Below are 11,151 nucleotides of genomic sequence, written 5' to 3'. Positions count from 1 at the left end.
CAGGGGGTTAAGCCTGTCAAAAAAAACGTCTCGTACTACTTTGTCTATTGTAATTATTTCAATGAACTTTTATTGCTATCTTCGTGTTTTCTCTTTAAAGGGGAACCTCCGAAGGGAAAACGGAGCAAAGATAATATCTTTTGAGGGATTCTTCCAAATCTTTTGGCCTCTTTTTTCACCAGTGATTAATTTCTTTCCCCAAAAGCGACGGCAAAGATAATAACTTTTTTCCCCTCTCTCCAAATCTTTTCTATGTTTTTTTGAAAAATAATATCATCTGACACAACTATATCCTGAATTACAGATCATTATATCATACATTTTTTTGAAAAAGATTTATCTGAATAAACAAAATTATAATACTAGCAATAATATCACACAAAAAATTCGTTCCGTTTTCAATTTATAAATATTGAGAACGGAACGAAGCTGTATAAGTTTATTACCTTTATTACGGTTTTATTTTTTTATATCCATATTGAGCTGCTTTACCAAGCTCTTCTTCTATACGTAACAATTGGTTATATTTCGCCATACGGTCGGATCGGCTTAATGAACCTGTTTTAATTTGTCCGGCATTTACTGCTACTGCTATATCCGCGATCGTTGCATCTTCGGTTTCACCTGAACGGTGTGATATTACTGCTGTATAACCGTTCCGTTGCGCCATTTCCACGGCTCTCAACGTCTCTGTCAAAGTTCCTATTTGATTTACTTTTACCAATATGGAGTTAGCACAACCTAAACGAATCCCTTTTTCAAGATATTCGACATTAGTAACAAACAAGTCATCTCCTACTAACTGGCAACGGTCTCCAATAAGATCTGTCAATAAACGCCAACCATCCCAATCATCTTCACTCATTCCATCTTCTATAGAGTCTATCGGATATTTCAATACCAGATCCTGTAAATAATCTGCTTGTTGTTTTGATGTTCGTTTGGCACCGCCAGGACCTTCAAATTTTGAATAATCATAAATTCCGTTACTGAAAAACTCAGATGAAGCGCAATCCAATGCGATCGTCACATCTTTTCCCGGCATATATCCGGCTTCTTCTATAGCTTGTATTATTGCACCGATTGCATCTTCGGTCCCGGCAAGAGCGGGAGCAAATCCGCCTTCATCTCCCACAGCTGTACTTAGCCCACGATTATGTAAAACTTTTTTCAACGTATGGAAAACTTCCGCCCCCATTCTTAATCCTTCTTTAAAAGAAGATGCCCCGATAGGACGAATCATAAACTCTTGAAACGCGATAGGGGCATCGGAATGAGAACCACCATTGATAATATTCATCATAGGTACGGGTAATATATAACTATTGACTCCTCCTATATAATTATATAAAGGCAAACCTAAATAAGCAGCTCCTGCTTTCGCTGCTGCCAAGGATACCCCTAATATGGCATTCGCACCTAATTTGGATTTTGTTTTTGTTCCATCTAAAGCCAATAATGTTTCATCAATACCGATCTGGTCCAAAACACACATCCCTTTTAAGGCATCGGCGATAGTCTTATTGACATTATGTACTGCTTTCGTTACCCCTTTGCCGGAATAACGTTCTTTCTGATTATCCCGTAACTCCAAGGCTTCATGAGAACCTGTAGATGCTCCGGACGGTACTGCGGCTCTCCCTACTATTCCGGACTCTAATTCCACATCGACTTCTACGGTAGGATTACCACGTGAATCGAGGATTTCTCTTCCTATAATTTTTGCTATTCTCATAATTGTTTGTGTTTGTATTTAACTCTATTATAGTTAAACGTAAAACACAGGGTTTTGTTTATACAGACTTTAAATTTATTTACATTATTAACAAATAAAAAAGAAGGAATATTCCTGTGCGGAAATCCCTTCTTTTTATATAGATAAAATCTATCTTTCTTATTCTGCAGCTTTTTCTTCTGTTGCAGGAGTTTCTGTTGCCGCCGGTGCAGCTACTTCAGCAGAAGCAGTTTTCTTAGAACGACGTGTTCTTGTAGCTTTCTTCGTTGCTTTCTCTTTCAACATATTTTCGTTATAGTCAACAAGCTCAATAAAGCAAGTTTTTGCATTATCACCTAAACGATTTCCGGTTTTAAGGATACGGGTGTAGCCTCCGGGACGATCGGCAATCTTAACAGAAATTTCTTTAAAAAGCTCCGTAACGGCATATTTGTTCTGTAAATAACCGAACACTACTCTTCGTGATGTCGTTGTATCTTCTTTTGCTCTGTTGATAAGGGGCTCAACGTACATTCTCAAAGCTTTTGCCTTGGCCAATGTGGTAAAGATTCTCTTGTGGAGAATCAAAGAAGAAGCCATATTGGACAACATCGCATCTCTATGAGCCTTTGTACGTCCTAAATGATTAAATTTTTTATTATGTCTCATCGTTTTACTCTTTATCTAATTTATACTTCGAGATATCCATACCGAACGAGAGGTTCAGATTGGCTAACAGTTCGTCAAGTTCAGTAAGAGATTTCTTACCGAAGTTGCGGAATTTCAACAAATCGGTTTTGTTGAAAACCACTAGTTCTCCTAATGTTTCTACATCGGCAGATTTCAAACAGTTAAGCGCACGAACGGATAAATCCATATCGACAAGTTTCGTTTTAAGTAACTGACGCATGTGCAGTACTTCTTCATCAAACTCTTCATTTCCATCAGCATCTGTCGTTTCGATGGTAATTTTTTCATCGGAGAACAACATAAAATGATAAATAAGGATTTTAGCCGCTTCTTTAAGAGCTTCTTTCGGATGGATTGAACCATCGGTTGCAATTTCTAATACCAGTTTCTCGTAGTCCGTCTTTTGTTCTACACGGAAGTTCTCAACTGCATATTTTACATTCCTGATAGGGGTAAAAATAGAGTCGATGGGTATTACATTCACTTCATCTCCGGGATTACGGTTTTCATCGGCAGGGACATAACCGCGCCCTTTGTTGATAGTGATATCCATCTGAAAACTTGCGTTTGAATCCAAATGGCAGATAACCAACTCGGGATTGAGAACCTCAAATCCGGTCAAAGTTTTGCCAATGTCTCCAGCTTTGAACACTTCCGAGCCCGAAACAGTAATAGTTACCTTCTCATTCTCGATTTCCTCCACAATTTGTTTAAATCTTACCTTTTTAAGGTTAAGAATTATATTCGTAACATCCTCGATAACACCGGGAATGGTAGAAAACTCGTGTTTTACTCCATCGATACGAATCGATGTAATTGCAAAGCCTTCGAGGGAGGAAAGGAGGATTCGGCGTAAAGCGTTACCTACCGTAACACCATAGCCTGGTTCCAACGGACGAAACTCGAACTTACCGAAGAAATTGTCCGCTTCCAACATCAATACTTTATCGGGTTTTTGAAATGCTAATATCGCCATGGAATCAATTATTATTTAGAATACAACTCAACGATCAACTGTTCTTTGATATTTTCAGGAATATCGGCTCTCTCGGGAGTGTGAAGCACTTTACCGCTCTTAGAGCTTTCATCCCATTCCAACCAAGGATATTTGCTGTGATTAAATCCTGACAAAGAGTCAGCGATTATTTCCAAAGATTTCGATTTTTCGCGAACACCTACAACCTGACCGGGTTTCAATGAATATGAAGGGATATTAACTACTTTTCCATCTACTACGATGTGACGATGCGAAACCAACTGACGAGCGGCAGAACGGGTAGGTGCTAAACCTAAACGGAATACTACATTGTCAAGACGTGCTTCAAGTAATTGTAACAACACTTCACCTTTGATACCTTTGGTACGTGAGGCTTTTTCGAATAAGTTGCGGAACTGTTTTTCCAATACACCATAAGTATATTTAGCTTTTTGTTTCTCTCGCAACTGAATACCATATTCTGAAGTTTTTCTTCTTTTATTTGCACCATGCTGTCCCGGGGGATAATTCTTTTTTGAAAGAACTTTATCTGGCCCGAAAATAGCTTCGCCAAATTTACGAGCAATTTTTGTTCTAGGTCCGGTATATCTTGCCATTTCTAATTTTTTTTTATAAATTATAAGTTGCGAACCCGGAAGAGTGCAGCCGCGATTGCAGAGAGGATTAAGTGCAATCTATTCACTATTCGAGATTCAGTTTTCTAATAAAAAGAATAAGTTAGACTCTTCTTCTTTTCGGAGGACGACATCCGTTATGTGGAAGCGGAGTAACATCGACAATCTCGGTTACTTCGATACCTGCACCATGAATAGTTCTGATTGCAGATTCACGACCGTTACCTGGTCCTTTCACATAAGCTTTTACCTTTCTCAAGCCTAAATCAAATGCCACTTTTGCACAATCCTGTGCGGCCATTTGAGCGGCATACGGAGTATTCTTTTTAGAACCTCTAAAGCCCATTTTACCTGCCGAAGACCAAGAAATAACCTGACCTTCACTGTTGGCAAGCGATACAATAATGTTGTTGAACGAAGAATGGATGTGTGCCTGGCCAACTGCGTCAACCTTTACATTCCTCTTCTTTGCTGCGACTGTCTTTTTTGCCATACTTACTTATTATTTAGTAGCTTTTTTCTTGTTAGCAACTGTTTTCTTTCTACCCTTACGTGTACGAGCGTTATTCTTAGTGCTCTGACCTCTCACAGGCAGACCATTACGATGGCGTACACCACGGTAGCAACCGATGTCCATGAGACGTTTGATATTGAGCTGAACTTCAGAGCGAAGATCTCCTTCTACTTTATATTCCGCACCTATTATCTCACGAACTTTAGCTGATTGATCATCAGTCCAATCTTTTACTTTAATATTTTTATCGATACCAGCTTTTTCCAAGATGGTATTTGCGGCGCTACGACCAATACCATAGATATAAGTCAAGGCTACTTCGCCTCTTTTATTTTGCGGTAGGTCAACACCAACTATTCTTATTGCCATATAATAGAATATTTTTTTGCAAAGGTAATAAATTATCCTTGACGTTGTTTATACTTAGGGTTTTTCTTGTTAATTACATACAAGCGGCCATTTCTTCTAACTATTTTGCTATCTGGCGTACGCTTTTTTAATGATGCTCTTACTTTCATATCTTTATGTATTATTTATATCTAAAAGCAATTCTTCCTTTGGATAAATCGTATGGTGACATTTCCACTCTCACTTTATCTCCGGGTAAGATTTTTATATAATGCATACGCATTTTCCCCGAGATATGAGCTGTAATTTCGTGACCGTTTTCCAGCTCTACACGAAACATTGCATTTGACAATGCTTCTACGATTACTCCATCTTGTTCTATTGCAGCTTGTTTAGCCATATATTAAATTTAAATTGATTTATCTCCTAAAACGTCTTCAACATATTTGAAGGAAGACAAGATATCTGCTTTACCTCCGCAAATAGCTACTGTATGTTCGAAATGGGCGGAAGGCTTACGATCACGTGTGCGAACAGTCCAACCGTCTCTTTCTACAACAATGTTACGTGAGCCAAGGTTTATCATAGGTTCTATGGCAATGCACATTCCATTCTTCAGGACAGGCCCTGTACCTCTACGACCGTAATTAGGGACTTCGGGACTCTCATGGAGAGCTTTTCCTACTCCGTGTCCGCACAACTCGCGTACTACAGAATAACCTTTTCCTTCACAGTATATTTGTATTGCGCTTCCTATGTCTCCTATACGCTTTCCTTCTACCGCATTTTCTATGCCAATATAGAGTGATTCTTTGGTAGCTTTCAAGAGTGCTTTTGTTTCTTCGGCGACTTCCCCCACACAAAAAGTATAAGCAGAATCGCCATTAAAACCATTCTTAACCGCACCGCAATCGATCGAAACTATATCTCCATCTCGCAACACATAGCTTGATGGAATACCATGTACTACGTTTTCGTTTACCGAGATACAGAGTGAATTGGGAAAACCGCCATAACCGAGAAAACCGGGGACGGCTCCATGATCACGTATAAATTCTTCAGCAATCTTATCAAGTTTCAGCGTAGTAATCCCCGGAGCTACCCACTTAGCCATTTCACCAAGGGTCATGCCCACCAAGAGATTACTCTCACGCATCAACTCTATTTCTTCATTTGTCTTGAGATAAATCATTTTTTTCTCAAATAATGACTTTAATAAGCGGCACCGCTACGCCCCTTAATTCTACCCGATTTAAGGAGTCCGTCATAGTGACGCATCATTAAATGACTTTCGATCTGTTGCAATGTATCCAATACCACACCTACGAGGATGAGTAATGAAGTACCTCCAAAGAATTGTGAAAATTCTGCACTTACACCAGCTATTTGTGCAAAAGCAGGCATAATTGCTACCAGTGCTAAGAAGATAGAACCGGGCAAAGTTATTCTCGACATTACAGAGTCCAGATAGTCTTTTGTCTGTTTTCCCGGTTTTATACCCGGAATAAAACCATTGTTACGTTTCATATCTTCGGCCATCTGATTGGGTTGTACAGTAATTGCCGTATAAAAATAGGTAAATACTATAATCAGTATTGCAAATACACAATTGTACCAGAATCCCGTATTGGACATGAACGAGCGCCAGAATGAGCTCGATACGTCTGACGAGAAATTTGCAAACGTAATAGGTATAAACATAATAGCTTGCGCAAAGATAATGGGCATTACGCCAGCAGTATTTACCTTTAAAGGAATATACTGCCTTGCGCCTCCGTATTGCTTATTCCCTACGATACGTTTCGCATACTGTACGGGCACCTTACGAGTGCCTTGTACCAATAGTATTGCAGCTGCAATCACAGCCAGAAGGATTATTATTTCTACCAGGAACATCACCAATCCTCCTTGTTTAGAAGCCAAACGGCTGGTAAACTCCTGCGCAAAGGCAAGAGGCAAACGGGCAATGATACCTACGAGAATGATAAAGGATATACCGTTACCTATTCCTTTGTCTGTAATTCTTTCTCCCAACCACATGATAAACATACTACCAGCAGCAAGAATAATAGTAGAAGAAACTATAAACATCCAGCCTGTATCAGGAAATGCTCCGGCCATCTGCACACGAAGGTTAACCAAATATGCAGGACCTTGCATCAAAAGAATAAGCACCGTAAGATAACGGGTGTATTGGTTAAGTTTTGTCCTTCCGCTCTCACCTTCCCGTTGCATTTTCTGGAAAGAAGGTAATACCATCCCCAACAACTGGATAACGATAGAAGCGGTAATATACGGCATAATACCTAACGCAAAAATAGATGCATTAGAGAATGCACCGCCCGAGAACATGTCGAGCAACTGCATTAGTCCTTTACTTGTCTGGTTACGTAAAGCATCCAGGCTACCGGGATCGATACCGGGGAGTACCACATGTGAACCTACGCGATACACCAACACTAACAGGATAGTAGTGATGATCCGTTTACGCAGATCTTCAATCTTCCAAATGTTTTTTATAGTTTCTATTGCTCTCATCGTATTAGAGTTTAACTATTGTTCCACCTGCGGCAACGATAGCGGCTTCAGCACTTTTAGAGAAAGCATGGGCTTCCACTTCCAGTTTCGCCGAAATAGTACCTTTACCAAGAATTTTTACTAATTGATTCGAAGAAATGAACCCAGCTTCTACTAAAGCCTCAATACCCAGTTTACTGGCATTGGTCTTTTCAGCAAGAGCTTGTAAAGTCTCAAGATTGATAGCTTTGTATTCAACACGGTTTATATTCTTGAATCCAAATTTAGGAACACGGCGTTGCAACGGCATCTGACCGCCTTCAAAACCGATCTTGCGTTTGTAACCAGATCTCGATTTTGCACCTTTATGACCGCGTGTAGAAGTTCCCCCTAATCCTGAACCAGAACCACGACCGATTCTTTTTCTTGTTTTAGTTGACCCTTCTGCGGGTTTTAAATTACTCAAGTTCATATTGCAAATTTTTTTAATCGATGTATGAATATTACTCTACTACTGCAATCAAGTGTTTTACTTTTGCTATCATACCCATGATCTGGGGGGTAGCCTTATGTTCAACTACACGATTGAGTTTTTTCAGTCCCAACGCATCTAGCGTTTTTTTCTGGGTTGCAGGGCATTTAATCCTGCTCTTTACTTGTTTAATCTTAATTGTTTCCATGTCTTGAGCTCCCATTAACCTTTAAAGACTTTTTCTAAAGAGATACCTCTGTTTTGTGCAACTGTTGCAGCATCTCTCAATTCACCTAAAGCAGCAATTGTTGCTTTTACCAAGTTATGAGGGTTAGACGAACCTTTAGATTTGGCAAGCACGTCTGTAATACCTACACTTTCAAGCACAGCACGCATAGCACCACCGGCTTTTACCCCGGTACCGTGAGAAGCGGGTTTGATATATACCAAAGCACCACCGAACTTTGCCAATTGTTCATGAGGAATAGTTCCTTTAAGTACAGGTACTTTTATCAAATTTTTCTTTGCAGCTTCTACGCCTTTAGCTATAGCTGTCGTTACTTCACTGGCCTTACCTAATCCCCAGCCTACAATGCCGTCTTCATTACCTACTACAACAATTGCTGAGAAACTGAAAGTACGACCACCTTTTGTTACCTTAGTTACACGGTTTATAGCAACCAAACGGTCTTTTAATTCAAGATCGTTCGTCGATTTTACTCTATTTACTTTTCCTGCCATGATCATTAAAATTTAAGTCCACCGTTACGTGCAGCATCAGCTAATTCTTTAATTCTCCCATGATACAGGTAACCGTTACGGTCAAACACTACAGAAGTAACACCTGCTTCTTGTGCTTTTTTAGCAATCTCAGCACCTACTTTTGCAGCTTGTTCCTTTTTAGCTCCGCCTTCAATAGCTGTTGAAGAAGCGGAAGCAAGAGTTTTACCTGCCAGGTCATCGATAATTTGCACGTATATTTGTTTGTTACTTCTAAAAACTGTCATACGGGGACGTTCCGCTGTTCCTGAGATATGGCCACGTACGCGAGTTTTAATTTTTATTCTTCTTTCTATCTTCGTTGTCATGATAATACCAATTTACGTGAATTATTTAGCACCTGCTGATTTACCCGATTTTCTACGGATTACCTCGCCAACGAACTTAATACCTTTACCCTTGTAAGGTTCTGGCTTACGGAAAGTACGAATTTTAGCGCATACTTGACCGATAAGCTGTTTATCGCATGATTCGAGAATAATCAACGGGTTTTTATTTCTTTCGGATTTCGTCTCTACTTTCACTTCAGGAGGAAGTTTCAAATAGATAGCATGTGAATACCCTAAGGATAATTCAAGTACTTGTCCTGTATTGGATGCACGATAACCTACACCAACCAGCTCAAGTTCCTTTTTATAACCTTCGGACACTCCTATTATCATATTGTTTATCAAAGAACGATATAATCCATGTAAAGCACGGTGTTCTTTATCATCGCTAGGCCTTGTTACAACAACGTGACCATCGGCAACTTCAACTTTGATATCGGGATTAACCACTTGGAACAATTCTCCTTTGGGACCTTTTACTTTTACCTCTGTTCCGTTTACAGTAACTGTTACTCCGGCAGGTATAACTATGGGCAATTTTCCTATTCTTGACATAATAAACCTCCTTTAATTAATATATGTAACAAATTACTTCACCTCCGATTTTCAACTCACGGGCTTCTTTATTCGTCATAACACCCTTAGAAGTGGAAAGGATAGCGATACCCAAACCATTAAGTACACGTGGCATATCTTTGTATCCTGTGTACTTACGTAAACCCGGACTTGAAACACGAATCAGTTTCTTGATAGCGTTTACTTTGTTTACCGGGTCATACTTCAAGGCTATTTTAATAGAACCTTGAGGACCGTCTTCTACAAACTTATAATTCAGAATGTAGCCTTTTTCAAAAAGGATTTTCGTGATTTCTTTTTTCAAGTTCGAGGCAGGCACTTCAACAACTCTGTGCTGAGCTTTAATTGCATTTCTCAATCTTGTCAGATAATCTGCTATTGGATCTGTCATAAAAATGATTGTTTAAATTGATCCGGCATTCCGGACAATATTTAACACTAAAAATAATTTACCAGCTTGCTTTTTTAACACCCGGAATTAAACCGGCCGATGCCATTTCGCGGAATTGTATACGGGAAATCCCAAACTGACGCATATATCCTTTAGGACGACCGGTCAATTTGCAACGATTGTGTAAACGTACGCGAGAAGCATTTTTCGGCAGCAGTTGAAGAGCCTCATAGTTTCCTTCTGCTTTAAGTTGTTCTCTTTTAGCAGTATATTTGGCAACTAATTTCGCTCTCTTTACTTCACGAGCTTTCATCGATTCTTTTGCCATATCTTAGTCTTTTTTTGCGTTTTTAAAAGGTAAACCGAACTCTTTCAAAAGAGCATACCCTTCTTCATCTGTTTTCGCAGAAGTTACAAAGGTAATATTCATTCCTAATATTTTAGTAATACTGTCGATATTTATTTCAGGGAAAATAATTTGTTCCTGAATACCGAGGGTATAATTACCTCTTCCGTCAAGTTTGCCTTCGATACCTTTGAAGTCACGTATACGGGGCAAAGCCACACGAATAAGTCTTTCAAGGAATTCGTACATTCTTTCACGACGCAATGTAACCATCACACCGATAGGCATTTTTTTACGCAGTTTAAAATTCGAAATATCTTTACGAGAAAGAGTAGCCACAGCCTTCTGACCTGTGATTGCCGTTAACTCGGTAATAGCAGTTTCAATGATTTTTTTGTCTGCAGTAGCTTGACCAAGACCTTGGTTGATAACGATCTTCTTCAAGACTGGTACCTGCATAACGGAAGAATAATTAAATTCTTTTTCCAAAGCGGGCACGATTCTTTCCAGATAATCTTTTTTCAGATTTACGGTGTTGCTCATTATTTGATCTCCTCTCCTGATTTTTTAGAATAACGCACTAAAACACCTTCTTCATTTCTCTTACGACCGATACGAGTCGGTTTTTGCGTCTTCGGATCTAACAGATTGAGATTTGAGATATGAAGAGGAGCTTCTTTTTTCACTATACCTCCCTGGGGATTCTTAGCATTAGGTTTGGTGCTCTTAGACACCATATTGATACCTTCTACGATCGCACGGTTTTCTTTTACCAATACGCTTAAAACACGACCGGTTCTTCCTTTATCACTTCCGGCGTTTACATATACGGTATCACCCTTTTTAATGTGTAATTTACTCAT

19 protein-coding genes are annotated in these 11,151 nt (G+C 39.3%); all 19 read right to left on the bottom strand.

What is annotated here, in order from left to right; genetic code table 11:
* Window positions 1-451: 451 nt before the first annotated feature.
* Complete coding sequence (gene eno / locus OCV73_RS11690) at window positions 452-1,735, bottom strand: phosphopyruvate hydratase (RefSeq protein ID WP_147552403.1); 1,284 nt, start codon at window positions 1,733-1,735, stop codon at window positions 452-454.
* Window positions 1,736-1,894: 159 nt separating this feature from the next.
* Window positions 1,895-2,383, bottom strand: a complete 489-nt coding sequence (gene rplQ / locus OCV73_RS11685; protein ID WP_147552401.1) for a 50S ribosomal protein L17 — start codon at window positions 2,381-2,383, stop codon at window positions 1,895-1,897.
* Window positions 2,384-2,387: 4 nt separating this feature from the next.
* Window positions 2,388-3,380 (bottom strand): DNA-directed RNA polymerase subunit alpha, encoded by a 993-nt coding sequence (locus OCV73_RS11680; RefSeq protein ID WP_147552399.1) that lies wholly within the window; start codon window positions 3,378-3,380, stop codon window positions 2,388-2,390.
* Window positions 3,381-3,391: 11 nt separating this feature from the next.
* On the bottom strand, window positions 3,392-3,997 hold the full coding sequence (gene rpsD, locus OCV73_RS11675) for a 30S ribosomal protein S4 (RefSeq protein WP_147552398.1): 606 nt from the start codon (window positions 3,995-3,997) through the stop codon (window positions 3,392-3,394).
* 121 nt (window positions 3,998-4,118) lie between these two features.
* Window positions 4,119-4,508 (bottom strand): 30S ribosomal protein S11, encoded by a 390-nt coding sequence (rpsK, locus tag OCV73_RS11670; protein ID WP_147552396.1) that lies wholly within the window; start codon window positions 4,506-4,508, stop codon window positions 4,119-4,121.
* A 9-nt stretch (window positions 4,509-4,517) separates the two neighbouring features.
* Window positions 4,518-4,898 (bottom strand): 30S ribosomal protein S13, encoded by a 381-nt coding sequence (gene rpsM, locus OCV73_RS11665; RefSeq protein WP_147552394.1) that lies wholly within the window; start codon window positions 4,896-4,898, stop codon window positions 4,518-4,520.
* A gap of 32 nt (window positions 4,899-4,930) precedes the next feature.
* A complete protein-coding gene (gene ykgO / locus OCV73_RS11660) occupies window positions 4,931-5,047 on the bottom strand; it encodes a type B 50S ribosomal protein L36 (RefSeq protein ID WP_147552392.1) in 117 nt (38 codons plus the stop codon).
* Window positions 5,048-5,058: 11 nt separating this feature from the next.
* The gene (gene infA, locus OCV73_RS11655; RefSeq protein ID WP_009318521.1) at window positions 5,059-5,277 is read right to left on the bottom strand and encodes a translation initiation factor IF-1; all 219 of its coding nucleotides are present in this window, start codon (window positions 5,275-5,277) and stop codon (window positions 5,059-5,061) included.
* Window positions 5,278-5,286: 9 nt separating this feature from the next.
* Window positions 5,287-6,069: a type I methionyl aminopeptidase gene (gene map, locus OCV73_RS11650; protein WP_147552390.1), complete on the bottom strand. Its 783-nt coding sequence runs from the start codon at window positions 6,067-6,069 to the stop codon at window positions 5,287-5,289.
* A 20-nt stretch (window positions 6,070-6,089) separates the two neighbouring features.
* A complete protein-coding gene (gene secY, locus OCV73_RS11645; RefSeq protein WP_147552389.1) occupies window positions 6,090-7,415 on the bottom strand; it encodes a preprotein translocase subunit SecY in 1,326 nt (441 codons plus the stop codon).
* Window positions 7,416-7,419: 4 nt separating this feature from the next.
* Complete coding sequence (gene rplO / locus OCV73_RS11640; protein WP_147552387.1) at window positions 7,420-7,866, bottom strand: 50S ribosomal protein L15; 447 nt, start codon at window positions 7,864-7,866, stop codon at window positions 7,420-7,422.
* Window positions 7,867-7,897: 31 nt separating this feature from the next.
* Window positions 7,898-8,074 carry a 50S ribosomal protein L30 gene (gene rpmD, locus OCV73_RS11635; protein ID WP_147552412.1) on the bottom strand — a complete coding sequence of 59 codons (177 nt, stop codon included), beginning with the start codon at window positions 8,072-8,074 and terminating at the stop codon, window positions 7,898-7,900.
* Window positions 8,075-8,088: 14 nt separating this feature from the next.
* Window positions 8,089-8,607: a 30S ribosomal protein S5 gene (gene rpsE, locus OCV73_RS11630; RefSeq protein ID WP_147552385.1), complete on the bottom strand. Its 519-nt coding sequence runs from the start codon at window positions 8,605-8,607 to the stop codon at window positions 8,089-8,091.
* A 5-nt stretch (window positions 8,608-8,612) separates the two neighbouring features.
* Window positions 8,613-8,954, bottom strand: coding sequence for a 50S ribosomal protein L18 (gene rplR / locus OCV73_RS11625; RefSeq protein WP_147552383.1), 342 nt, complete (start codon window positions 8,952-8,954; stop codon window positions 8,613-8,615).
* Between the two features lie 21 nt (window positions 8,955-8,975).
* Window positions 8,976-9,530: a 50S ribosomal protein L6 gene (gene rplF / locus OCV73_RS11620; RefSeq protein WP_147552381.1), complete on the bottom strand. Its 555-nt coding sequence runs from the start codon at window positions 9,528-9,530 to the stop codon at window positions 8,976-8,978.
* Between the two features lie 16 nt (window positions 9,531-9,546).
* Complete coding sequence (gene rpsH, locus OCV73_RS11615) at window positions 9,547-9,942, bottom strand: 30S ribosomal protein S8 (protein ID WP_147552380.1); 396 nt, start codon at window positions 9,940-9,942, stop codon at window positions 9,547-9,549.
* A gap of 58 nt (window positions 9,943-10,000) precedes the next feature.
* The gene (rpsN, locus tag OCV73_RS11610) at window positions 10,001-10,270 is read right to left on the bottom strand and encodes a 30S ribosomal protein S14 (RefSeq protein WP_147552378.1); all 270 of its coding nucleotides are present in this window, start codon (window positions 10,268-10,270) and stop codon (window positions 10,001-10,003) included.
* Between the two features lie 3 nt (window positions 10,271-10,273).
* The gene (gene rplE / locus OCV73_RS11605; protein ID WP_147552376.1) at window positions 10,274-10,831 is read right to left on the bottom strand and encodes a 50S ribosomal protein L5; all 558 of its coding nucleotides are present in this window, start codon (window positions 10,829-10,831) and stop codon (window positions 10,274-10,276) included.
* Window positions 10,831-11,151 (bottom strand): 50S ribosomal protein L24, encoded by a 321-nt coding sequence (rplX, locus tag OCV73_RS11600; RefSeq protein WP_147552374.1) that lies wholly within the window; start codon window positions 11,149-11,151, stop codon window positions 10,831-10,833. Before rplX ends, rplE begins: the two co-directional genes overlap by 1 nt.

The organism is Barnesiella propionica (assembly GCF_025567045.1).
In the GTDB taxonomy this organism is placed as follows: domain Bacteria; phylum Bacteroidota; class Bacteroidia; order Bacteroidales; family Barnesiellaceae; genus Barnesiella_B; species Barnesiella_B propionica.
The sequence above is the reverse complement of the archived record's forward strand: the minus strand, read 5'-3'. Positions and strand labels throughout refer to the sequence as shown.

What these genes read in the sequence shown, in the direction of transcription:
- eno (WP_147552403.1), bottom strand. Translation starts at nt 1,735, where the DNA reads ATGAGAATAGCAAAAATTATAGGAAGAGAAATCCTCGATTCACGTGGT.
- rplQ (WP_147552401.1), bottom strand. Translation starts at nt 2,383, where the DNA reads ATGAGACATAATAAAAAATTTAATCATTTAGGACGTACAAAGGCTCAT.
- OCV73_RS11680 (WP_147552399.1), bottom strand. Translation starts at nt 3,380, where the DNA reads ATGGCGATATTAGCATTTCAAAAACCCGATAAAGTATTGATGTTGGAA.
- rpsD (WP_147552398.1), bottom strand. Translation starts at nt 3,997, where the DNA reads ATGGCAAGATATACCGGACCTAGAACAAAAATTGCTCGTAAATTTGGC.
- rpsK (WP_147552396.1), bottom strand. Translation starts at nt 4,508, where the DNA reads ATGGCAAAAAAGACAGTCGCAGCAAAGAAGAGGAATGTAAAGGTTGAC.
- rpsM (WP_147552394.1), bottom strand. Translation starts at nt 4,898, where the DNA reads ATGGCAATAAGAATAGTTGGTGTTGACCTACCGCAAAATAAAAGAGGC.
- ykgO (WP_147552392.1), bottom strand. Translation starts at nt 5,047, where the DNA reads ATGAAAGTAAGAGCATCATTAAAAAAGCGTACGCCAGATAGCAAAATA.
- infA (WP_009318521.1), bottom strand. Translation starts at nt 5,277, where the DNA reads ATGGCTAAACAAGCTGCAATAGAACAAGATGGAGTAATCGTAGAAGCA.
- map (WP_147552390.1), bottom strand. Translation starts at nt 6,069, where the DNA reads ATGATTTATCTCAAGACAAATGAAGAAATAGAGTTGATGCGTGAGAGT.
- secY (WP_147552389.1), bottom strand. Translation starts at nt 7,415, where the DNA reads ATGAGAGCAATAGAAACTATAAAAAACATTTGGAAGATTGAAGATCTG.
- rplO (WP_147552387.1), bottom strand. Translation starts at nt 7,866, where the DNA reads ATGAACTTGAGTAATTTAAAACCCGCAGAAGGGTCAACTAAAACAAGA.
- rpmD (WP_147552412.1), bottom strand. Translation starts at nt 8,074, where the DNA reads ATGGAAACAATTAAGATTAAACAAGTAAAGAGCAGGATTAAATGCCCT.
- rpsE (WP_147552385.1), bottom strand. Translation starts at nt 8,607, where the DNA reads ATGGCAGGAAAAGTAAATAGAGTAAAATCGACGAACGATCTTGAATTA.
- rplR (WP_147552383.1), bottom strand. Translation starts at nt 8,954, where the DNA reads ATGACAACGAAGATAGAAAGAAGAATAAAAATTAAAACTCGCGTACGT.
- rplF (WP_147552381.1), bottom strand. Translation starts at nt 9,530, where the DNA reads ATGTCAAGAATAGGAAAATTGCCCATAGTTATACCTGCCGGAGTAACA.
- rpsH (WP_147552380.1), bottom strand. Translation starts at nt 9,942, where the DNA reads ATGACAGATCCAATAGCAGATTATCTGACAAGATTGAGAAATGCAATT.
- rpsN (WP_147552378.1), bottom strand. Translation starts at nt 10,270, where the DNA reads ATGGCAAAAGAATCGATGAAAGCTCGTGAAGTAAAGAGAGCGAAATTA.
- rplE (WP_147552376.1), bottom strand. Translation starts at nt 10,831, where the DNA reads ATGAGCAACACCGTAAATCTGAAAAAAGATTATCTGGAAAGAATCGTG.
- rplX (WP_147552374.1), bottom strand. Translation starts at nt 11,151, where the DNA reads ATGAGTAAATTACACATTAAAAAGGGTGATACCGTATATGTAAACGCC.